This window comes from Pseudomonas sp. HS-18 (assembly GCF_020401845.1).
Taxonomy (GTDB): domain Bacteria; phylum Pseudomonadota; class Gammaproteobacteria; order Pseudomonadales; family Pseudomonadaceae; genus Pseudomonas; species Pseudomonas nitroreducens.
Map to the genome: position 1 here is coordinate 1,359,619 of NZ_CP084413.1, position 20,702 is coordinate 1,380,320.

20 protein-coding genes are annotated in these 20,702 nt (G+C 65.3%); 8 read left to right on the forward strand and 12 right to left on the reverse strand.

What is annotated here, in order from left to right:
• Window positions 1-50 precede the first annotated feature (50 nt).
• A complete protein-coding gene (locus LDJ84_RS06375; RefSeq protein ID WP_169888117.1) occupies window positions 51-3,284 on the forward strand; it encodes a hybrid sensor histidine kinase/response regulator in 3,234 nt (1,077 codons plus the stop codon).
• 89 nt (window positions 3,285-3,373) lie between these two features.
• Window positions 3,374-4,024, forward strand: a complete 651-nt coding sequence (locus LDJ84_RS06380) for a response regulator (protein ID WP_024767537.1) — start codon at window positions 3,374-3,376, stop codon at window positions 4,022-4,024.
• 208 nt (window positions 4,025-4,232) lie between these two features.
• Here LDJ84_RS06380 and LDJ84_RS06385 read toward each other — a convergent pair whose 3' ends face one another.
• From LDJ84_RS06385 to LDJ84_RS06405, 5 genes are all read right to left on the reverse strand, one after another.
• Entirely contained in the window at window positions 4,233-4,952 is a 720-nt protein-coding gene (locus LDJ84_RS06385) for a molecular chaperone (RefSeq protein WP_083196243.1), read from the reverse strand.
• The gene (locus tag LDJ84_RS06390) at window positions 4,942-6,315 is read right to left on the reverse strand and encodes a fimbrial protein (protein WP_024767539.1); all 1,374 of its coding nucleotides are present in this window, start codon (window positions 6,313-6,315) and stop codon (window positions 4,942-4,944) included. The genes LDJ84_RS06385 and LDJ84_RS06390 overlap by 11 nt, the downstream gene beginning before the upstream one ends.
• Window positions 6,312-8,903: a fimbria/pilus outer membrane usher protein gene (locus LDJ84_RS06395; protein ID WP_226046082.1), complete on the reverse strand. Its 2,592-nt coding sequence runs from the start codon at window positions 8,901-8,903 to the stop codon at window positions 6,312-6,314. The genes LDJ84_RS06390 and LDJ84_RS06395 overlap by 4 nt, the downstream gene beginning before the upstream one ends.
• Window positions 8,887-9,630, reverse strand: coding sequence for a molecular chaperone (locus tag LDJ84_RS06400; protein WP_037008249.1), 744 nt, complete (start codon window positions 9,628-9,630; stop codon window positions 8,887-8,889). Before LDJ84_RS06400 ends, LDJ84_RS06395 begins: the two co-directional genes overlap by 17 nt.
• Window positions 9,631-9,729: 99 nt before the next feature.
• Entirely contained in the window at window positions 9,730-10,275 is a 546-nt protein-coding gene (locus LDJ84_RS06405) for a fimbrial protein (RefSeq protein ID WP_024767542.1), read from the reverse strand.
• A gap of 263 nt (window positions 10,276-10,538) precedes the next feature.
• On the opposite strand from LDJ84_RS06405, the gene LDJ84_RS06410 reads away from it, so the two are divergent.
• From LDJ84_RS06410 to LDJ84_RS06430, 5 genes are read left to right on the forward strand one after another with little or no spacing between them, the layout of a single operon-like run.
• On the forward strand, window positions 10,539-10,907 hold the full coding sequence (locus tag LDJ84_RS06410; RefSeq protein WP_037011118.1) for a YciI family protein: 369 nt from the start codon (window positions 10,539-10,541) through the stop codon (window positions 10,905-10,907).
• A gap of 40 nt (window positions 10,908-10,947) precedes the next feature.
• On the forward strand, window positions 10,948-11,475 hold the full coding sequence (locus tag LDJ84_RS06415; protein WP_226046083.1) for an SRPBCC family protein: 528 nt from the start codon (window positions 10,948-10,950) through the stop codon (window positions 11,473-11,475).
• A 29-nt stretch (window positions 11,476-11,504) separates the two neighbouring features.
• Window positions 11,505-11,669 (forward strand): hypothetical protein, encoded by a 165-nt coding sequence (locus tag LDJ84_RS06420; protein WP_169888104.1) that lies wholly within the window; start codon window positions 11,505-11,507, stop codon window positions 11,667-11,669.
• Window positions 11,666-12,448 carry a DUF899 domain-containing protein gene (locus LDJ84_RS06425; protein WP_065086154.1) on the forward strand — a complete coding sequence of 261 codons (783 nt, stop codon included), beginning with the start codon at window positions 11,666-11,668 and terminating at the stop codon, window positions 12,446-12,448. The genes LDJ84_RS06420 and LDJ84_RS06425 overlap by 4 nt, the downstream gene beginning before the upstream one ends.
• Before the next feature lie 21 nt (window positions 12,449-12,469).
• Window positions 12,470-12,910 (forward strand): YybH family protein, encoded by a 441-nt coding sequence (locus LDJ84_RS06430; protein WP_169888098.1) that lies wholly within the window; start codon window positions 12,470-12,472, stop codon window positions 12,908-12,910.
• Between the two features lie 191 nt (window positions 12,911-13,101).
• Here the strand turns inward: LDJ84_RS06430 and LDJ84_RS06435 are convergent, their stop codons facing one another.
• The 4 genes from LDJ84_RS06435 to LDJ84_RS06450 are packed head-to-tail and all read right to left on the reverse strand — an operon-like array spanning window position 13,102 to window position 15,180.
• Window positions 13,102-13,638, reverse strand: a complete 537-nt coding sequence (locus LDJ84_RS06435; RefSeq protein ID WP_024767547.1) for a protoglobin domain-containing protein — start codon at window positions 13,636-13,638, stop codon at window positions 13,102-13,104.
• A gap of 12 nt (window positions 13,639-13,650) precedes the next feature.
• Window positions 13,651-14,019 (reverse strand): roadblock/LC7 domain-containing protein, encoded by a 369-nt coding sequence (locus LDJ84_RS06440; protein WP_024767548.1) that lies wholly within the window; start codon window positions 14,017-14,019, stop codon window positions 13,651-13,653.
• 34 nt (window positions 14,020-14,053) lie between these two features.
• Entirely contained in the window at window positions 14,054-14,554 is a 501-nt protein-coding gene (locus LDJ84_RS06445; protein WP_226046084.1) for a GTP-binding protein, read from the reverse strand.
• An 8-nt stretch (window positions 14,555-14,562) separates the two neighbouring features.
• Window positions 14,563-15,180, reverse strand: a complete 618-nt coding sequence (locus LDJ84_RS06450; protein WP_081754121.1) for a DUF4388 domain-containing protein — start codon at window positions 15,178-15,180, stop codon at window positions 14,563-14,565.
• A 279-nt stretch (window positions 15,181-15,459) separates the two neighbouring features.
• Here LDJ84_RS06450 and LDJ84_RS06455 point away from each other — a divergent pair, with 279 nt between their 5' ends.
• Window positions 15,460-16,713 (forward strand): RNA polymerase sigma factor, encoded by a 1,254-nt coding sequence (locus LDJ84_RS06455; RefSeq protein WP_226046085.1) that lies wholly within the window; start codon window positions 15,460-15,462, stop codon window positions 16,711-16,713.
• Here the strand turns inward: LDJ84_RS06455 and LDJ84_RS06460 are convergent, their stop codons facing one another.
• The 3 genes from LDJ84_RS06460 to LDJ84_RS06470 all read right to left on the reverse strand — a co-directional run bounded on the left by LDJ84_RS06460 (window position 16,714) and on the right by LDJ84_RS06470 (window position 20,632).
• Entirely contained in the window at window positions 16,714-17,487 is a 774-nt protein-coding gene (locus LDJ84_RS06460; RefSeq protein WP_226046086.1) for an SDR family NAD(P)-dependent oxidoreductase, read from the reverse strand.
• Window positions 17,488-17,773: 286 nt separating this feature from the next.
• Window positions 17,774-18,577, reverse strand: a complete 804-nt coding sequence (locus LDJ84_RS06465; RefSeq protein ID WP_024767552.1) for a gamma-glutamyl-gamma-aminobutyrate hydrolase family protein — start codon at window positions 18,575-18,577, stop codon at window positions 17,774-17,776.
• 384 nt (window positions 18,578-18,961) lie between these two features.
• A complete protein-coding gene (locus LDJ84_RS06470) occupies window positions 18,962-20,632 on the reverse strand; it encodes a sensor domain-containing diguanylate cyclase (protein ID WP_226046087.1) in 1,671 nt (556 codons plus the stop codon).
• Window positions 20,633-20,702: the final 70 nt, after the last annotated feature.

A 20,702-nucleotide genomic window follows, 5' to 3' on the forward strand; every position in this document is an offset into this window, starting at 1 on the left:
GTATCCGGCGGGCCCTCCGCCGCCACTTTCCGCGATACCGGACGCTTTGCATGAAGGAACATGACCACGGCTCGATTCGTAAACTGGCCAGCTCCTCGCTGCGCCTGAATGTCGTGCTGCTTTGTGCCGTTTCCCTCGCCCTGATGCTGGTGGGCGCCTGTTACTGGGCGCTTGGCCGGGTCGTGCAGGAAGAGCGTGACAAGGTGCACTTCCATTTCACCCGCCTGGTGGGTGATATCCATGAACACGAGGCTTTCCTGGCGCGCATCGCCCAGCAGAGCGATGAGTCGACCCAGCGCGAAGACCTGAACGTCATCCCTCTGCAGCGCCGCATGCTGGTCCGAGAGAAGGGCATGGAAATCCATGAGGGACGCGAATTCTCTTTCGCCATGCCCTTCACCCTGGCGCAGCAGGTGCGCCACATCGGCCCGCAGGAAAAGCCGGGGCCGTTCTCCTTCGGTGTGATGCTGGCGAACTTCTACAGCAGCTACTGGAGCACGTCGGTATTCCCGTCTCCGCAGGTGCTGGTGATCGATCTGCGCGGACCGACCAGCCTGGCGGTGCCGTCCATCGGCAACTTCCGCGGCCAGCGCCCGCTGACCCGGCGCAGCTACCTGACGGTGGTCGACCAGGTACGCCATCGCCTGGAAATCCGCCAGCCGGAGCGCGGCGACACGCAAGTGCACTGGGCCCAGGCGGAGTCCTACACCGGCGGGCCAGGGCGTGAGCTGCTCGGGTTCGTCAGCGTCGATCTGCCGGACAAGCTCTGGTGGGATTCGGACCTGGATCGCCAGGTGGTGGCGGTGTCCCTGCTCGACCTGGAGCGGATCAACGACTTCGAGCAGATTCTCGACCGCCCGGTGTTCGACCAACTGGAGCTGATTTCGCCCAATGGGCGGGTATTGATCGACTCTGTGGGCTCGGCGGGGGATTACGACGAGGGCTTGAACCTGAGTGCCGGGGGCATGGTGTTCAAGGTGCACAGCGGTGCAGACGGCGGCTGGACCGCACTCTATCGCCTGAGCTACGCCAGTTTCTTCCGCTACGCCAAGTGGCAGTTCCTTGGCGGCCTGCTGCTGGTTCTCGGCAGCCTGGCCGGCGGCTGGTTTGCCATCCGCTGGTATTCGCGACGGGTGATCAGGCCGGCGCGCCGCGCGCACCTGGAAATCGTCGAGAGCGACGCTTTCAGCCGCGCGGTGATCCAGACCGCGCCGGTGGCGCTGTGCGTGCTGCGCCACGGCAGCCACGAGGTGGTGATGCAGAACCGGCTGGCCAAGCTCTGGCTGGGCGATGCCGAGGCCATTACCCGCGTCAGCCGGGAGTGGGACCTGGATGATCGCAGCGGCGAGATGAGCGGCGAAGTGGTCTTCGAGGTGGAAGGGCGCGCATTGCATGCCAGTTTCGCACCGACCCGCTATCGCGGCGAGAACGTGGTGCTCTGCGCGTTCAACGACATCAGCGCGCACAAGCAGGCACAGCAGATGCTGGCCGATGCCAAGCTCTCGGCGGATGCCGCCAGCGAGGCGAAATCGGTGTTCCTCGCCACCATGAGCCATGAAATCCGCACGCCGCTGTACGGCGTGCTGGGCACGCTGGAACTGCTCGGGCTGACCGAGTTGACTCACCAGCAGCGCGACTACCTTGCCACCATCCAGCGCTCGTCCTCGACCCTCTTGCAGTTGATCAGCGACATCCTCGACGTGTCCAAGATCGAGGCCGGACAGATGGCGCTGGAGGCAGTGGAGTTCAACCCGCTGGAGCTGGCCGAGGAAGTGGTCGCCGGGTACGCTGGGGTGGCCGAGGGCAAGCAGTTGCAGCTCTATGCCTGCATCGATGCGAACGTCCCGGGGCTGGTGCGCGGCGATGCGGTGCGCATCCGGCAGATTCTCGCCAACCTGCTGAGCAATGCGCTGAAGTTCACCGACATCGGCCGTGTGGTGCTGCGCTTGCGTACCGTCATCGGTGAGGCTGGCGAAACAAGCCTGCAGTGGCAGGTGACGGATACCGGCATCGGCATGTCCGACGCCCAGCAGCAGCGTTTGTTCGAGCCCTTCTACCAGGCCCATGGCCATGAGCACACTGTCAGCGGCACCGGCCTGGGGCTGTCGATCTGCGCGCGGCTCAGCCAGTTGATGGGCGGCCAACTGCGTGTGGTGAGCGAAACCGGGCTGGGCAGCAGCTTCACCTTCACCCTCGCCCTGCCGACTCTGGAGCGCGTGCAACCGCTGGTCGATGGCTCATCCCTGTTGCCGCAACCGATCTACGTGCGGGCACCGGTGAAGGAGCTGGCACAGAGTCTGGCGGCGTGGATCGAGTGCTGGGGAGGCTCTGCGCTGGTTCAGGACGAGCTGCCGCCGGCCGTTCCGCCCGGCGCGGTGCTGCTGGACCTGCTGAGTGCCGAAGATGAGCCACTATGGAACGGGGCGCGGGTCTGCGCACTGACCGAGGCCGGTGCGCAGCCACAGGCCTCGGCGCAGGGCTGGGAGGTCAGTCTCTATCACCTCGCCGGCATTGCCCAGGCCTTGCGCCTGGCGCAACAGGGAGGGGATGGCGAGGTCCGACAGACGCCGCGCGTTGCCCGGCTGGGCAAGCTGGGCCTGCGGGTACTGGTGGCCGAGGACAACCCGATCAACCAGGCGCTGCTCAAGGAACAGCTGGAAGAGCTGGGGTGCCGCGTCACGCTCACCAGCAACGGCCGCGAGGCCTTGCAGCGCTGGGCGCCGGGCGCCTTTGATGCGCTGCTGACCGATGTGAACATGCCGGTGATGAATGGCTATGAACTGGTGGGGGAGCTGCGCCGGCAAGATAGCTGGCTGCCGATCATCGGCGTCACTGCCAACGCCCTGCGCGAGGAGGGCGAGCGCTGCATGGCGGTGGGCATGAATGCCTGGCTGGTCAAGCCGATGAGCCTGCGTACGCTGCATGACGGGCTGCTCAAGGTTTGCGGCCATGCTGCGGTCGAACCGCCGGAAAGCCAAGAGACGCCCGTGGCGCCGGCACAGGACCGCATTCAGGTCTCGGCAAAGATGCGCGAGCTGTTCCTGCGTACCATGCGCCAGGATATGCAGGGCGTAACCGATGCCTTGCAGGCCGGTGACCTGGCCACCGTCCGTCAGCAGGTGCACCGCCTGCGCGGCGCGCTGGCTGTGGTCCAGGCCCATGGTCTCAGTGATGCCTGCGGTGCGGTGGAGGAGGCGCTGATTGCGCAGCCCGCCGGGCCGGAACTGTCCGCGGCGGTGACCATACTGTTGGGACGAATCGAGGCGGCCCTGGCCAGCCTCTGAGAGCCTGTCCGGAAACCGGGGCTACTCTGGAATAGTGGTCGTGCCCTGTGGCCGACCGACGATCGCAAACGTTGGGACTCAAGAAACTCATGGAAAAAGTCAGAGTGGCACTAGCGGACGACCATCCCATCGTCCTGATGGGCGTTCGCGAGGTGATCGAGAGGGATGATCGCTTCGAGGTGATCGGCGAGGCGCACAACTCCAGCGAGCTGGTGGCCCTGTACCGCGAGCAGCGCCCGGCCATCGTCATCACCGACTACAACATGCCGGGCGACCAGACCTATGGCGACGGGATCAAGCTGATCGAGTACCTGCTGCGCAACTTCCCCGACACGCGCATCCTGATTCTCACCATGCTGTCCAACCCGCTGATCCTCTCCAGCCTCTACGACCTGGGGGTCTCGGGGGTGATCCTGAAGAACGGTGACCTCAACGAGATCCTGGTGGCGCTCAAGGCGTTAACCCAGGACCGCATCTATCGTGGGCCGGGCATGCAGTCCTCGAACAGCGTGATGGCCAGCGGGGACGACGTGGAGGGACGCATCGCCAGCCTGTCGGTGAAGGAGTACGAGGTGCTGCGCCATTTCGTATCGGGGATGAGCGTGCGCGATATCGCCCTGCTCCTCAACCGCAGCGTGAAGACCGTGAGCGCGCAGAAGATCTCCGCCATGCGCAAGCTGGACGTGGACACCGACCAGGCACTGCTGACGTTCTGCGTGATGGCCAATCTGTTCCAGTAAGCCGGGCCCAGGATGCGCCTGTAGGAGCGAGCTTGCTCGCGAACTGCCCCGATGCTGCAGTCCATGGTAGGCCAACTGTCCTCTTCCTGAGGCTCCGCACCTGCCAGATCAAGAGCCCCTCACCCTAACCCTCTCCCGCAAGCGGGAGAGGGGACTGTTCGGTGCAGAAACAAACGATGGCGTCAGCCGGCACGGGCGGGTGCCTCTCTCAGCGCAGCTCGGCCTCGCCCTGCTGGCTGTTCCCGCCATCGTCGATCCACAGGTAACGCACCTCTCCAGCGTTCGCCGGCAAGCCCTGCGCGGGCGTCAACATGCGCTGCGAAAACGGCGGGAGCAGTTCGGCCGGCAGCAGTGAACCTGTGTTGCCCTGGCGCACTTCGGCGCCGGCGAGGGTGATGAAGTAGGCGGTGGGATTTTCCACCTGCACGGAATTGCCGGCCCGCCGGAAAACCAGCTGGCGCGGAGCCTCTTCAGCGTCTTTCGCCAGCGAGTGCGGCCGGGAGATGACCTTCATCTGGGTGCGCAGCGTGACGGTCAGGCGCGACTGCCCTTCGGCCAGGGGCTCGTTGGACTGCGGTGGAATCTCGTAGAGGTTGAGCCAGTACAGCGATTCGCGGTCAGTGGGGAGTTTTTCCCCGGTATGGAGCAGGCGCAGGCTGCGCTGCTGGCCGGGGTTCAGGCGGAACACCGGCGGCAGCGGCATGATCGGCGCCTGGGCGGTCTGCGGTGCACTGTCGAGGTCGCCGTCGTCGATCCAGGTCTGCACGATGACCGGGTAGCTGTTCTGGTTCACCAGTGCCAGCGAGGTCTCGCGCTTGCCTTGCTCGAAGATGACCCGCGTGCGTTCGGCGGTGACGCCGGCATGGGCACTGGTCCCTGCCACTATCGCCAGGCCGAGCAGGGCGGCGCGCAGCCAGCTACTGGACACGGATCACCACCTGCGCGGTGGCCTCCACGCGGCCAGGGGTGACGGTGGGCTTGCTGCCGAGGCTGAGCTTTTCCAGGCGGGCGCGGAACGTTTCGCTGTACTGGGAGATGCCGCCCACTTCGCCGGTCTTGTTCGAGGCGTTGCCGATTACCGGGTACCAGCCACGCGCTTCGGCGTTGCTGCCGTTGGCGGAATCCTCGCTGGCCAGCAGGTTCATCGCGCTGCCGTTGCGCAGCAGGCGGATGCCGACGCCCTGGGCCATGCCCGGTTCGCCGTAGCGGTCGGAAACCAGATAGGACAGTCCGCCGCTGGCATTGACCAACCCGAGCCCGGAGGAGGCGGCCAGCGCGCCGGCGGAGACCTTGATGCCCAGCGCGGTGCCACTGGTGCCCGATTGGCTGGTGCTGGGGGTGGTGCTGCTGAGCACGCCGCTCTGGCATTTGAAGTCGACCTGGAAGGGCATTTCGCGGTTGGCTCCGGCGTTGATCTCGCCGATGGAGATCGATGGAAACACCACGTGCGGCGTGACATTGGTGACGGCGCAGGTCGGGTAGCGCTTGAGTGTCACGTCACCGTACAGGCCGATGGCCCCCGGCCAGTTGTAATGCCAGCCGCTGTAGTTGGCGTAGTGGGTCTGGCCGACGTTGGGGTAGTTCAGACCCGGCCCCTTGATGGCGATGTAGCCGGCGGGCTGGGTGCGGCCATACAGCTGCGATTTCGTATTCGGCGAATAACCCTGGGTGGTCTCCAGCGGCGCCCTGAAGAGTTCGGCGCGCACTGCACTGAGGTTCTTCGCCTTGACCAGCTGGAAACCGCGCGAGTCGATGTCCAGCCCGCTGAGCTGACGCTCGCGCCAGACATCGGTGAAGTACTGGCCGGTTTCCACGTGGGTCAGGCGCAGCAGCACATTGGGCCACGCGGTGCGGTAGGCGGATTGCAGGCCGATGGAGTTGCCCACGCTGTCGCCGCCCTGGTACCAACCGCTGTAGAGGTCGTCGGCATTGGTGGAGAACATCTCGTAGACCGCGTCTCCCGGTGCGCAGCGGAAAAACACGCGCTCGGCGTCGTAGCCGGCGGAGTTGCCGTACTGGGTGATGGGTGACACGGCGCTGGCGATCAGGGTGCCGTCGGGCTGGAAGCTGGCATCGCTGACGTTGATCACGCTGGGCAGGCCGAGGGAGCCATTGCAGGTATCGCAGGCGCCGTCGCCCGGCCAGGCACCGGCGACGCCTTCGCCTGGGCGGATCTGGTAGGTCAGCGTGGTAGTGGCTGTGCCCACGCTGGTGACCTTGTAGCAGGTGGCCCAGGCCGTTGGCGCAAGCAGCAGGGCGAGCAGCGGCAGGCTGCGCAGGATGGGGTTCATGAAGCCTCCGGTAGGCAGGTTGCCTGCAGGCGCACCAGCACCTGGTCGAGGTTGGCGCCTTTCAAGTCGTACGGGAGCAAGCAGCTGTCTTCCGCCCGCTCGCCCCATTGCACGCGCAGCCGGCCCTGTTCGCCTTCGGCACGGGCATAAACCTGCCCGCCTTGGCCGACCATGCCGATGTTCACGCCATTGCCGTCGAGCACGTCGGCGCCCAGCGGCAGCGGCTGGCCATCGGGCAGCCTGGCCTGGATCAGCAGCGGGTGGCCGGTCAGGGTCTTGAACTCGACGCGCACGGCAGCGCCGGCGTAGGGCGCGATCTTGCGTTCGGTCTCCACCAGCTCGGCGTTCTCGTCGATGCCTTGCGGGTCGAGGCTGATGGGGTTGTAGCGATAGGGCGAGAGCGAGGGCACCACGGCGTAGCCGTTGCTGTCGACCCGTGCGCCCTGGCCGCCGCGCACACCGGCACCGTTGGCGCCCTTGGCTTCCACCAGGGCGAAGGTATCGCCGACGTAGGGGCCCAGGGTCAGGCCGCCGCTATGCAGCACCGCCGCGCCGCGCATGCCGCCGTTGACCTGGCGGTAGCTGGCGCTTTCGGCATAGCCGGCGTTGAGCGTGGCGACCGAGGTCTGCTGCTGCAGGCTGCCGTTGAAGTCGGTGCCCTGGCCTTCGCTGTCGCGCCCGGCGGAGAGCGAATAGCTCAGCGTACGGTCTTCGCCCAGGGTGCCGTTGAGGCCGGTCTGGTAGGTGCTGCCGCTGGTGTCGCCGGAGCGCCGCGAGGCCATGGCGCTGAGGTTCGGCGCGCGGCTGGTGGAGCCCAGCGGCATCGATACGCTCAGGGTCAGGGTGTTGTTGCGGTTGCTGCCGTGCTGCAGGTTGTACTGCGGCGGCTGCGACGGGTCGTAGTCGTCATTCACGTCGCGGTACCAGGTGGTCTGCTGGCGCGAATAGGAGAGGTTGTAGCTGAGCTGCCGCCAGGTGTTGGAGTAGCCGACCTGCAGCTGGCTGTCGCGGCTCTTGCCGTCGTAGTAGTCGGCGGTGGAGCCGGACAGGTAGAGGTTGCCGTACTGCCCCAGGCCCTGGTTGACCAGCAGGGTGAACTGGTTGCGCTGCTTGTAGCTGCTCGAGTCCCAGGTGTCGCCATGGTCGCTGGCATCGCGTGCCGAGAGGGCATCGCCGAGGTCGCGGTAGCCTTCGGTGGAGTAGCGGTAGCCGGCCAGGGTCAGGGTGGTCTGGGTCGGCTGGAAGGTCCGGCTGTAGTTCAGGCCGACGCGCCAGCCCTGCTTGCGCTGGTTGTTCTCCACGGTGGCGCTGGAGAAGGTGGTGTTCATGCCGAAGGCGCCGTAGGGCGTCGCCAGCACGCCGCCGCCGAGCAGCGCCAGGTAGTCCTCGGCGACGCGCGCGCCGAGGTTGGCGGTGAGGGCGTTGGTCAGGCCGCGCTGGTAGGTCAGGTCGCCGAACAGGTCGTTGCCGTCGCCATACTGGCGCGCCTGCCCGACCGTGGCGCTGTAGCGCGAGAGGCCGGGGCGCATGGATTCTGGCACGGCGGAGAAGGGCACGGAGAAGCGCGAGACGCTGCCGTCGGCCTCGATCACCTGTACGTCCAGATCACCGTCGTAGGCGGTGCCGTAGAGGTCGTCGATGACGAAGGGGCCCGGCGCCACGGTGGTTTCGTGGATCTTCCGGCCGTTCTGGCTGATGACCACCCGCGCATTGCTGTTCGCGGTGCCGCGCACCTGGGGCGCGTACTGGCGCTGCGAGTCGGGCAGCATGCGGTCGTCGGTGGCCACGCGTACGCCGCGGTAGCCCAGGCTGCCAAACAGATTGCCCTCGGTGTAGCTGTCGCCCAGGGTCAGTTCGCTGCGCAGGCCGGGGAGCGCGCGCTGAGCGTAGGTGCGAATGCTGTTCCAGTCGCTGCGGGTATTCCCCGCGTAGCTGGAGTAGGTGTAGTTGGACTGGTGGCGCAGGCGCCACAGGCCGAGGTTCACACCGCCGTTCAGGCCGAGGTAGCCGTAGTCCGAATCGCCGCCGCTGCTGGAGCCTTCGAAGCTCGAACGGTAGAGGTTGGCGTCGTAGTTGATGAAGCCCATGGTGCTGCCGGCGTCCCACTCGTCCGGGCTGACGTAGCCGCGCGGCTTGATGTCGAGCAGCGCCTGGGGCACCGAGAGGTCCAGGCGCAGGCGCGCGGTGTCGAGGTTCCAGGTCGAGTCGGGCAGGCGCTCGGTGAGCCAGAGGCAGATGCCCTGGTCGTCCTTGCCGGCCTTCGGGTCGGGACGCGTACCCAGGCTCTGGCGCAGGAAGCGTTCGCTGAAGCAGGGCTCGGTCCGCTCGCCGCGCTGGCGCATTTCCACTTCGGCACGGGTGGCGTACTGGCCATTGAGGTAGAGATCGACGTGATAGGTGCCGGGGTCCACCTGGTCGGCGCGGTTGAAGCGCTCGAGGCTGCCGCCGGCGAGGCCCGAGCCCATCAGCAGGTTGTCGTCGAAGCGGTAGTCCGCATCGCCCTGGGCCAGGCCTGCGGCCACCATGGCGAGTGATCCGAGGGCGAAGGGCAGCCGCGGTCCAAGGCCGAGGTCAACGCGGCAGATCATGGCGAAGTTCCACTCTTGCGCCGTAATCGTTGATCAGCAGGGCGGACAGTCGAGCAGGGCCGGCGGGCAATGCCGAGGGCTTCTGCGCCTGCCATTGGGCCTGGCCCATGGGAGCGATCATGCTCGGTTGCAGCTGCCATTGGCGCTCGCCGACGCTGAGCGTCGCGCCGCCGAAGGAGGCGTGGTAGCCGGTGGGGTTCTCGACCTTCACGCTCCAGTTGCCAGCGTTCTGCACCAGCGAAAATCGCAGCTTCTCGGGCAACTGCTCCGGGCTGCCGGCGATACCCGCCGGGCGATAGAACAGTTTCAGGCGGTTGCGCAGCATCAGCAGCATCTGGTTCTGGTCGGCCTTGGCGGCGTTGCGCGGCGGAATCTGCAGCACGTTGAGGTGGAACAGCGATTCGCGGTCCTGGGGCAGACCGGAGCCGGTGTAGAGGATGCGCAGGGACTGGCCGCTGCCGGGCGCCAGGCGCGACACCGAGGGGTTCACCACGAATGGTGCCTTGGCAGTGTCCGGCGTGGAGGCGGGATCGTTGACGTCGATCCAGGCCTGGATGACGTTGGGGAAACCATCCTTGTTGGTCATCTGCACGGTCTTTTCCCGAGCGTCGCCGGGGTAGATGACACGGGTGCCGGTGATCACCACGCTGGCCTGGGCGAGCGTGGCGGTGAAGGATGCCAGCAGGGCGAGGGCGAGCGTCGCCGCGCGAAGTGGGAGGGCGTTCATCCGGTTCACCTGTCTTGCCGGATCGTTCCGCGGGCGGTCACCCCTGAACGACGCGGCGCAATGGGGGGAAGCGGCACCGGGGGGCGGTGCCGCGGGGTATCACTCGTAGCGCAGGGTGTAGGTCACCGAGCCGAGTACCGGACCAGGGGTCACAGTGGTCGCTTCGGAGATGTACTGCACCGCATAGTCGTAGCTGGCGCTGGTTTCACCGTCGGCCAGGACGATGTCACCGGCCGCCACGGCAGCGCCGCCCGCCAGGTTCACCGGAGTGCCGGCCGGGCCGTCGAGCAGTTGCAGGGCTACACCGGTCGCACCGCTGGAAGCGGTGTTGGTCAGGTTGCCCGAGGCGGTGGCGTTGGTGGCCTGGAACAGGGTGGTGAAGTGCTCGTCGGCGCCGCTGGGGGCGGCGCAACCGGTCAGTTGCAGGGTGAAGCTGGTCTCGCCGGTGGTCTGGCCGACGGCACCGTTCAGGGCGCTGACCGGCACGCTGTCGAGGATGACGGTGGGATCGGTGTTGCCATCGACGACGGCCGAGCAGGTCTGGTCGGTCACTTCACCACTGAAGTTGATGGTGTTGGCGGCGAAGGCAAGTCCCGGCACAGCGAGGGTCGCTGCGATAGCCAGGGCGGTTGCGTGAAGTTTCATTCTCTTGAGCTCCATGGTCAGGTTTTTCCCGCGTCAATCTTCCCTGTGCGGTGTCAGAAACGCTCTGAGACGAATCTGAAAGCGCAAGCAGGCGTGGGTCCGTTGCCTGACGAGCGGTGCTCAAGCCCGAGGCAGAGCGCTTGGGTGAGGTTCAGCGGAGCATGGTCACCTGTCGCACGAAAAAACTTTTTCCCGCTTGTCGATTCCCGCCTGCGCGCTTCGACTATGGGGTAACAGCCAGCGCACTGCGTGGGGAGACGACCATGAAGTACCTCTGCCTGATCTACGTGGACGACCAGCGCCTCTCCAGCCTGTCCGGCCCCGAATACCGGCGGTTGATGGACGAGTGTTTCGCCAATGACGAATACCAGCGCCGTGCCGGCCGGGTGCTCGCCTCCGAGGCGCTGGAGACGGTGGCGCGCGCGACCACGTTGCGCCACGGGGATCAGGGGCTGTCGATCACCGACGGGCCGTTCGCCGAGACCCGCGAGTACCTCGGTGGCTTCGTGCTGATCGATGCCCGCGACCTCAACGAGGCGTTGCAGGTCGCGCAGAGGATTCCCAGCGGCCGCCTCGGCGCCGTGGAAATCCGCCCGGTGCGCGACTGGGACCGTCACTTCGCCGGGCGCTGAGGCCCGGCGTTTCCTATGAAAGCAACAGCGGGAGAATGGAATGCTCAAGTGGATGGCGTTGGTGGTGGTACTGGCCGTGTCGGCGGTCCTGGTGCTGGCGGCGAATCGCCCGGACACCTTCCGCGTGGAGCGCAGCCTGCGCATCCAGGCGCCGCCGGAAAAGGTCCAGGGTTATATCGAGGACTTCCACCGGTGGCGGCAATGGTCGCCCTACGAAGCACTCGATCCGGGTATGCAGCGCACCCTTTCCGGCGCCGAGAAAGGCCGCGGCGCGGTCTATGCCTGGGACGGCAACGGCAAGGCCGGCTCAGGGCGGATGGAGATCGTCGAGAACGACCCTGGCCGCCGCACCACCATCGCCCTGGATTTCCTCAAACCATTCAAGGCCAGCAACACCGCCGAGTTCACCCTGGTAGCGCGCGAGGGCGGCACCGAGGTGACCTGGGCGATGTTCGGCCCGGTGCCCTTCGTGGCGAAGATCATGCACCTGTTCATCGATGTGGACCGCATCGGCAAGGACTTCGAGGCGGGCCTGGCCAACCTCAAGGTGCTGGCCGAGAAGGGCTGATGCAAGCGGCAACCTGAAGGAGGCGAGCCATGTGCCCTCTGTGCGTATCGACCCTGACGCTGGCCGTGACCAGTGTCCTTTCCGCCGGCGGCGTCAGTGCCTTCGCCGTCACCCGTCTGCGCGGCAAGCGCCGCGCCCGGCCCAACGAGCAACGGGGGCTTTCTCAGGAGCGTCCCCAGGAGCGTGCAACATGAAACTGGCCAATCAAGATTTTCCCCGCGTTGTTTCCCAGGCTGCCTGGCGCCAGGCGCGGGTTCGCCTGCTGGAACAGGAAAAGGCCGCCACTCAGGCCCGCGACGCGCTCAACGCTCAGCGCCGCGAGCTGCCGGTGGTGCGTATCGACAGGGACTACCGCTTCGAAGGCGCACACGGCCCGCTGCGCCTGCTCGACCTGTTCGAGGGCAGGCCGCAGCTGATCGTCTATCACTTCATGTTCCATCGCGACACGGGACTGGGCTGCGAGGGCTGCTCCTACCTGATCGACAATCTTGGCCGCCTGGAGCACCTGCACGCCCGTGGCACCACCTTCGCCATGGTGTCCCGCGCACCGCTGGAAGAGATAGCGCCATTCCGTGCCCGCATGGGTTGGCAGTTCCCCTGGTATTCGTCCTTTGGCAGCGACTTCAACTATGACTTCCACGTCAGCGTCGACGAGTCCGTCGCGCCGGTCGAATACAACTATCGCGACAAGGCGGAGCTGGAGAGCCTGGGCCAGGATTACCATGTGCGCGGCGAGCAGCCAGGCATGAGCGTGTTCCTGCGCGACGGCGACCAGGTTTTCCACAGCTACTCGACCTACGGTCGCGGGCTGGAAGCGCCGCTGCTCACCTACCACCTGCTCGACCTCACCCCGCTGGGGCGTGGCGAAGGCTGGGGCGGCATGCCCGACTACCAGGGCAAGGGCATGAACTGGACGCGCTTCCATGACGAATACGACGAAGCCCCGCAGTCGCCCAACTGCTGCGGTTCCTGAAGCCTGAGCAGGAGAGATCCCATGACTGCCGCTGAAATGAACGCTGGCCACGCCGAACTTCACGCGCTGCTGGAGAGCTGGCTGAAAGCCGTGCGCGCCTGCGACGTGGAAGGCATCACCCGCCATTACACCCGTGACATCCTCGCCTTCGATGCGGTGAAGCAACTGCAATTCCAGGGCGTCGAGGCCTATGCCAGCCACTGGCGCGACTGCACGCAGATGTGCAAGGAAACCACCTTCGAGATTCACCAGCTGAGCTTCGAGAGGGGTAGCGAGACGGCCTTCGGGCATTACCTCGCCTACTGTGGCGGCACCGACGACAAGGGCCAGCACAACGCCTCCTGGGCGCGGGTGACGGTGGGCCTGCGGCGCGAGGCGGGGCAGTGGAAGATCGCCCACGAGCACTTCTCCATTCCGTTCGACCCAGCGACGGGGAAACTGTTGTTCGATGCCAAGCCTTGAGGTTGGCCGAACCGGTATCGGCAGGAGCCGGCGCGTTCCTGCAAAAACGCGCCTTCTCCGTAGCCCTCTCCTTCCCGGGGAGGGCTTGGAGCAAGCCGGTTGAGGCGGTGCTGGCCCGGTCTCCTCTTCCTGCGGGTGAAGCGATCCATCGCTTCGACCGCCTCGCCGGCGATGCTGGCCGGCTCGGCTCGTTACATGCCGGCGAGCAGGCGGCGGGCCAGGCGCTCGCTGCCGGTCAGTTCCGCCAGGTGGCTGAGCTGGTTGCTTTCGTAGGACTGGTTGAAGGTGGCCACGTCCAGTGCAAGGATCTTGCGGAAGGCGGCGATGGCCCCCGGCCCCTTGCTGGCGGCAACCTTTTCGCCATGCAGCGCGATGACGTCGAGCATCGCCAGCGGGTAGCGCACCGGCAGGCCGATCCGGACATGGACCATGCCGATGTTCAGGCGCTTGAGTGCGTAGGCGTCGTCGTACTGGCCGCCGAACAGTTCGGTGAACCAGGCCGCCAGCGTCGTGCCCAGTCGTTTGCTGTCGGTGATGAACTCGCGGGTCGCCTCGTGCTTGAGCAGGCGGTCATAGAAATCCACCACCAACTGCTCGGCAGCTGCTTTCGCCTGGGGCTGCAGGCTGGCCAGCACGGCGCACTCTTCCGGTGAGATATCGATCAGTTGCAGAAGCTCCTTGACGATGAACTCGTTCTTGGTCTCCCAGCTCTTGCGGTCTTCGCTCATGGTCTGCTCTTTTTAAAGAATTGCGTTCAGCTGCTCGATGGTGTCGGACACTTCGAGCTGAATGAGGCCGGTATTGCTGTCGGGCAGCGTGACCAGCGACAGGCAGGCCTTGTTGCCCACCAGGTAGATGAACACTCGGCCTTCGCTGGCCTGCAGGCTGATCTCCCGGGTGCTGCCGACTTTCAGCGATTCGCTGATGCGCTTGCCGACGCCGATGGCGGTGGCGGACATGGCGGCGACGCGAGCGGGGTCGACTGCCTGATCATTGATGACCTGAACGATGGAAATGCCATCCAGCGTGCTCAGCAGGCTGCCCTTGATCGAGGGAATCGCTTTGTTCAGGCGATCGAGCGCCGCCAGTAACTCCGATTGTTTACTCATGGTGAAACCTCCTCCCGAGAAGCGTTTTCTGTCGTTAGATGCACAGCTGGCGTACCAGCTGAATGAGGGCAAGTTCGGCACTCTCCCGGACTTCGGGATTGATCGAGACGACCTGCCCGGCGGGTATGCCGAAGTAGGCGGCGATGTCTTCCGGCATCCATGCGTTGGTGGCGACATCGCCGTGTGTCAGGGCAATGAGGAAGGGAATGGGGTGGCGGCTGGTGACGAATTCGAGAATGCGCCGGGCGTTGGGGAAGTCTCCCGGGCGGTTGCAGGCGACCAGCAGGAGCATGCCGAATGCGCCTTCGCTGAGGACTTCCCACATGAAGTCGAAGCGGCTTTGGCCGGGCGTGCCGAACAGGTGCAGGCTGATGTCGCCCAGGTCCATCTGGCCGAAGTCCAGGGCCACGGTCGTCTGGCTCTTGCCGATCTGCTCGCTGCTGAGCTCGTCGGTGTTGACCACAGGGATGGTCGAGAGGGTGCGGATCAGGGTGGTTTTCCCGGCGCCAACCGGGCCCGAAACCAGGATTTTCACGATCGATTTCATTTCAGAAAGCGTCCCAGCAGGCGTTTGGCGAGGGAGTTTTTTTCTTGGGTGTGAGGGGCATGCTGGTGTTCCGAGTAAGCGCGGACGGGCCAGATCTTCTTCACCTCGCGCAACTGCTTGAGGTGCAGCTGCACGGTTTCCAGCGGCATGCCCAGCTTGCCGCTCAGATGCTCGGCGCTGGTGCCGCGCTCCAGCAAGTGACTGCTGCGCACGAGGAACTCGTTGAGGGCGTGGGGCAGTTTCACGTTTCGCCCCTTGATCAGCATGAAGCGGGTCTGCGGATGCGGCAGCTCGTCGGTCGGCCGCTCGCTTTCCGCGGGCAGCAGCAGTTCTTCCCAGTTAAGTGACAGCGAACCGCAGGGGGCGGAATCGTCCGGATGGTTGTCGAAGTGGAAGGAGCCCTGGGCTTCGCCCAGGCGCTTGAGCAGCAGTGAGATTTCGTGGGAAGACTCGAGCGTGCGCTCAAAGCTGACATGGGTGATGCGTCCACCGGACAGGTGCACGCGCAGGCGATGGCCCCCGTCGTTTTCGATCAAGAGATTGCCGGACCGCCCACCGATGACGGAGAGGATTTCCCTGACAGAGAAGTCTGCTAGTTTTCCAAAGATGGCCAAGGCACGTTACTCGCTGGATCTTGAAAAGCTCTCGAACTGGAGCTTTCGGTTATTAGAGCCGCCGTCTGTCGGTACACGCGTTAAGACGTTTCTGAAACTCGCCATTCGCCACGCTACGTCGCGTTCTCCTCGCGGTGTGGTGAATGGAACCTGGGAAGGTGAAACGCACAATGTCCGGCCCAACGCCATGCAACGAGCTCTCTGTCCGAACTGTTCCTGATTGACCGAAAATCCGTGCAGGATAGGCGTACCTTTGCTGCCCACGGACCGACGCTTCCCATGCATGAATACGCCCCTCAGGCCTTGCGCGATGTCGTCGACGATATCTACCGCCGCGAATCCCGCCGCGTGCTAGCGACGCTGATCCGTCTGCTGGGGGATTTCGACCTGGCCGAGGAAGCCCTGCATGAAGCCTTCGTCGCCGCCGTGGACCAGTGGCGGCGCGACGGCGTGCCGGCCAACCCGCGCGCCTGGCTGGTCTCCGCCGGGCGTTTCAAGGCCATCGACGGCTTGCGTCGGCGCTCGCGTTTCGATGCCTCCCTGGTGCAGATCGCCGAGCAGTTGGAAGTCGACGCTCAATCGGTGGAGGAGCGGGCGGACGAGAGCGTTCAGGATGATCGTCTGCGCCTGATCTTCACCTGCTGCCACCCGGCCTTGCCGGCAAACGCCCAGGTGCCGTTGACCCTGCGCGAGGTCTGCGACCTGAAGACCGAAGAGATCGCCCGCGCGTACCTCGCGACGCCCTCGACCATCGCCCAGCGCATCGTGCGCGCCAAGGCGAAGATTCGCGATGCGCAGATTCCTTATCAGGTTCCGGAAGCGGCGGAGCTGCCCGAGCGTCTTGCCAGCGTGCTTCGGGTCATTTACCTGGTGTTCAACGAGGGTTACTCGGCCTCCGCCGGCGACTCGTTGACCCGTACCGACTTGTCGGCTGAAGCCATACGTCTTGGCCGGCAACTGCTCGAACTGCTACCTGAAGCCGAAGTGATGGGCTTGCTGGCGCTGATGCTGCTGCATGAATCGCGACGCGAAACGCGCACGGGGGATGAGGGTGAGCTGGTGCTCCTGGAAAACCAGGACCGCACGGGGTGGAACCGTGCGCTGATTGCCGAGGGCCAGCAGCTCATCAGCTCGGCGTTGGCGACCCGGCGCGCCGGCCCTTACACCTTGCAGGCGGCGATCTCGGCGGTACATGCCGCCGCGCCGGACATGGCCAGTACCGACTGGGCGGAAATCGTCGGCCTCTATGACATCCTGTTGGCGATGCAACCCTCGCCGGTGATCGAGCTCAACCGCGCTGTGGCGCTTTCCATGCGTGACGGGCCGGCAGCCGGGCTGGCGCAGGTGGATGCGATCCTCGCCCGTGGCGATTTGCAGGATTACCACCTGGCCTACGCCGCCCGCGCTGACTTCTGTCGCCGGCTCGAGCGGCGCGCCGAGGCGCGCGAGGCCTATCAGCGCGCACTGGCGCTGGCCAGGCTGGAGCCGGAACGGCGCTTCCTCGAACAGCGGATTCTCGAGTTGGGCGAGTAGCTAGAGGCTGCTCACCAGGTGCCCGCCGTCCACCGCCAGCACGGCACCGGTCATGAAGGCGCCGGCCTCGCTGGCCAGCAGCAGGAAGGGGCCTTCCAGTTCCTTGAGCTGGCCGAGGCGGCGCATCGGGACGGTGTCGCGGATATACGCCTGGCCCTTGTCGCTGTCGAAGTAGGCGTCGTTCATCTCGGTCTTGAAGTAACCCGGTGCGATGGCGTTGACCCGCACGTTGAAGCGCGCCAGTTCCAGCGCCAGGGATTTGCTCAGCTGCACCACGCCGGCCTTGGCCGCACAGTAGTGGCTGTAGCCGCCGCCCACGCGCAGGCCGAGGATCGAGGCGATGTTGACGATGCTGCCGCCGCGCCCGGCCTTGGCCAGGCGTTGCGCTGCGCACTGGGCGACGCGCCAGACGCCGTCGAGGTTGGTGGAGAGCATGGCGCGCCAGTCTTCCTCGCTGACTTCCAGAGCGCGTTGGCCGTTGCCGATGCCGGCATTGTTCAGCACCACGTCGACCACGCCGAACTGCGCCTCGGCGCTGTTGAACGCGGCCTCGACACTGGCACGATCGGTCACGTCCAGTACCACGGCGTGTGCCTCGCCGCCCTCGGCTTGAATGGCTTGTGCAAGCTGCGCCAACCGCTCGGTGCGCCGCGCCGCGAGCACCACGCGGGCGCCAGCCTGCGCAGCCACGCGGGCCAGATGGGCGCCGATACCGCTGGAGGCGCCGGTGACCAGCACGGTCTTGCCGTTGAGGGAGAAAAGGTCGTTGCTCATGGCTGTTCCTTGGTCGGTCAAGCGTAATCGCTGACCGCCAAGGTTAGCCCGAGGCGCCCTCAAGGGCGTGCAGGGTGCGCCATTCGCGCGGCTGATGACGTTTTCCGCATGGGTATCGCCCAGGCTCCACCCATCCTGCGACCTCGCTCCATCATGGCCGGTGGAACCGGACGCAGGATGGTGGGGAGCGACGCGATACCCATCAATGAGCGGGTATGCCGCAGTCGGGATCGCCAAAGAAAAAGCCCGGCACAGGGCCGGGCTCTTTCATGACGCGGGAAGCGAATCAGGCAGCCAGCTGGCGCGCCTGCTTCTTCTTCACCTGCTGACGGCAAGCATCGCCGAAAGCCTGGAAGATCTTCACCGAGTCGGGGTTCTTCGCCGCCTGCCATTCCGGGTGCCACTGCACCGCGAAGAGGAAGGAGGAAAGGGTCGGCGCATGGATCGCCTCGACCAGGCCGTCTTCGGCGTGGGCGATGGCTTCGATGCCCTTGCCCAGGTTCTTCAGGCCCTGGCCATGCAGCGAGTTGACGCGGATCTCGTCACCCAGCAGCTGCTGCAACCAGCTGCCCGCTTTCGGGCGAACGCCGTGGGCCGGGCTGTACTGCACGTCGACCGGGTCTTCGGGATTCTCGCGATGGTCATTGAAGCCGGGTTCGGCGTAGACCTTCTGGTAGATATCGCCGCCCAGGGCCACGTTGATTTCCTGCATGCCGCGGCAGATGCCGAAGATCGGCAGGCCACGCGCGATGGCGGCCTTGATCAGCGGGATGTCGAAGTTGTCGCGGTCCTTGTCCTGGCCCTTGCCGGGAGTTTCGTTCTCCTGGCCATACAGGGTCGGATCGATGTTGCTGCCGGCACCGGTCAGGTACACGCCGTCAGCCATGTCCAGGTATTGCTCGAGGTCTTCGATGCCGCAGCAGGTCGGTACCAGTACCGGCACGCAATCGGACTGTTCGACCAGGGGCACGATGTATTTGTGGGTCATTACCTGATAGTCGTGGCCTTTGCGCTCTTGGCTGCCCATGGACATCAGGACGACGGGTTTTCGGAGAGTCTGTTTCTTGTTGCCAATGTTGCTGTTGGACATATGTCACCTTTGGACGGGCTGCAGCCCATCGTTTTTGTGCAGGCGCGCAGCGGAAAGGCGCGCTACCTGAGGCCTCGAGCACTGCCGGGAGCGCACAGAAGGCGAAGTTTCCCGGTCGAAACCTGCCTACCAGCCTGCCAGAGCCGTTAAATATGTCAAACGAATTCGACGGAGGGCGTCAAAAATAATGGCCGATATCTTGTCTGACAATTATTTTAAGTGATTGTATTTGAATGATATTTTCAAATAGCTGTGCGTCCTGAAAAGTCCATTATTTAAAACGTTCGGCGCTAACGGTGAAAAATTCTGCACATTTTTTCATGGCGCTGTGCGGGATCATCCACAGGCGCGCCGGGCGGCGCGCTCTGCCTCGCGGGTTTGCCGTCAGTGGCATTCGACGCGGTTACGGCCGTTCTGCTTGGCCCGGTACAAGGCGCTGTCACTGCGGGAGAGGGCGACCTCGGCGGAACTGTCGCCGGATTCCAGGACGGCGACGCCGATGCTGATGGTCAGCGGTATGCGCTGGCCTGCGTGCATCAGCGGCTGGTCGGCGAGTTGCTGCTGCAGGCGCTGGGCGAACACCTCGGCACTGCCGAGGTCGGCGTCGCCCAGCACCACGGCGAATTCTTCTCCGCCCATGCGGCCGGCGAAGTCGACGCGACGGATGGCCCGGGCCAGGATGCCGGCGAAGTGGCGCAGCGCTTCATCACCCACGGCATGGCCCCAACGGTCGTTGATCGCCTTGAAGTGGTCGATGTCGCACATCAGGATTGCCGCGCTGCGCTCCACGCTTCGCTGCACGCGGCCCAGTTCGGCCTCGATCAGGTGCATGAAGTGGCCACGGTTGGGCAACTGGGTGAGGTAGTCGGTCGTCGCCAGCAGTTGCAGCTCGGCTTCGATGCGCTTGCGTTCGGTGATGTCGGTGATGAAGCCGTGCCAGATCAGGCTGCCATCCTCTATCCGCTTGGGGTGTGCATTGCCTTGCCGCCAGAACACTCCGCGTTCGGGAATCATCACGCGGTACTCGTGGCGCCAGGGCTGCATCTGGAGGGCGGAGGTCTCCAGGGATGCCAGGCAGGCGTCCAGGTCTTCCGGGTGGATCACCTGGCGCAGGAAGCTGGAGTCACTGCGAACCTCTTCGGGCAATACACCATAGATGTCCAGCACGCCGGCGCTGACGTAGGGGAAGGTGCCGGTGCCGTCAGGCAAACGACGGAACTGGAAGACCATGCCGGGGATTTCGTTGGTCAGGTCGGTGAGCAATTGCACGCTTTCGCGCAGTTGTTCGGCGACCTCGCGCAGGGCGGTGATGTCGGTGGTGGTGCCGAGCATGCGCAGGGCATTGCCGGCGGCATCGCGCTCCACCACCTTGCCGCGGCTGCAGACCCAGAGGTAGTGGCCGTCCTTGTGCTGCAGCCGGTGTTCCACTTCATAGGATTCGGTACGGCCCTCGAAGTGGTCGCGCATGGCGGTTTGCACATAGTCGAGGTCGTCCGGGTGGATGCGGGTATAGGCATCCTCGATGCAACTGCCGATTTCGTCGTCGGCGTAGCCCAGCAGTGATTTCCAGGCGCTGGAGTAATGTATCTGGCCGGTGGTTACGTGGCGGTCCCAGATCCCGGTGCCGCTGCCGTCAACCGCCAGGGCCATGCGCCGCTCGCTTTCCCGCTGCGGCGCGCCGGCACGCTCGAGCAGGGCTTCGCCCAGTTCCAGCACGTCCGCCAGCAGGGCTTGCTGGTCCTGGCTGAGCGCTCTGTCGCCATTGCCAAGCAGCAGCAGTCGGGCCCGTGGAAAGCCTTCCTCGTCGCGCAGTGTTTCGCTGGAGAGCAGGTGCAGCTCGCGGCCGTGCTGGTGCAGGGGAGTAGCGGCGGCATCGAGGGAAAGCAGGGTGGTCAGGGAGAGGGCAACGGCGCTCTCGATGCCGAGGTGGCCGAGCAACTGGCCGTGCATGTCGATGAGCAGGACGGCGCAATCGCCACCCGCGTGGCGGGCGAGACGTAGCAGACCGTCGTATCGCCCGTGCTCCTTTACCCCAGGTTTACTGGAAGTTCGCATCCGATAGCAGCTTCTTCAACGGAGGATGGGCGTGGTTCTGGATTGAGTCGCGTGCCGGACATGCGGCACG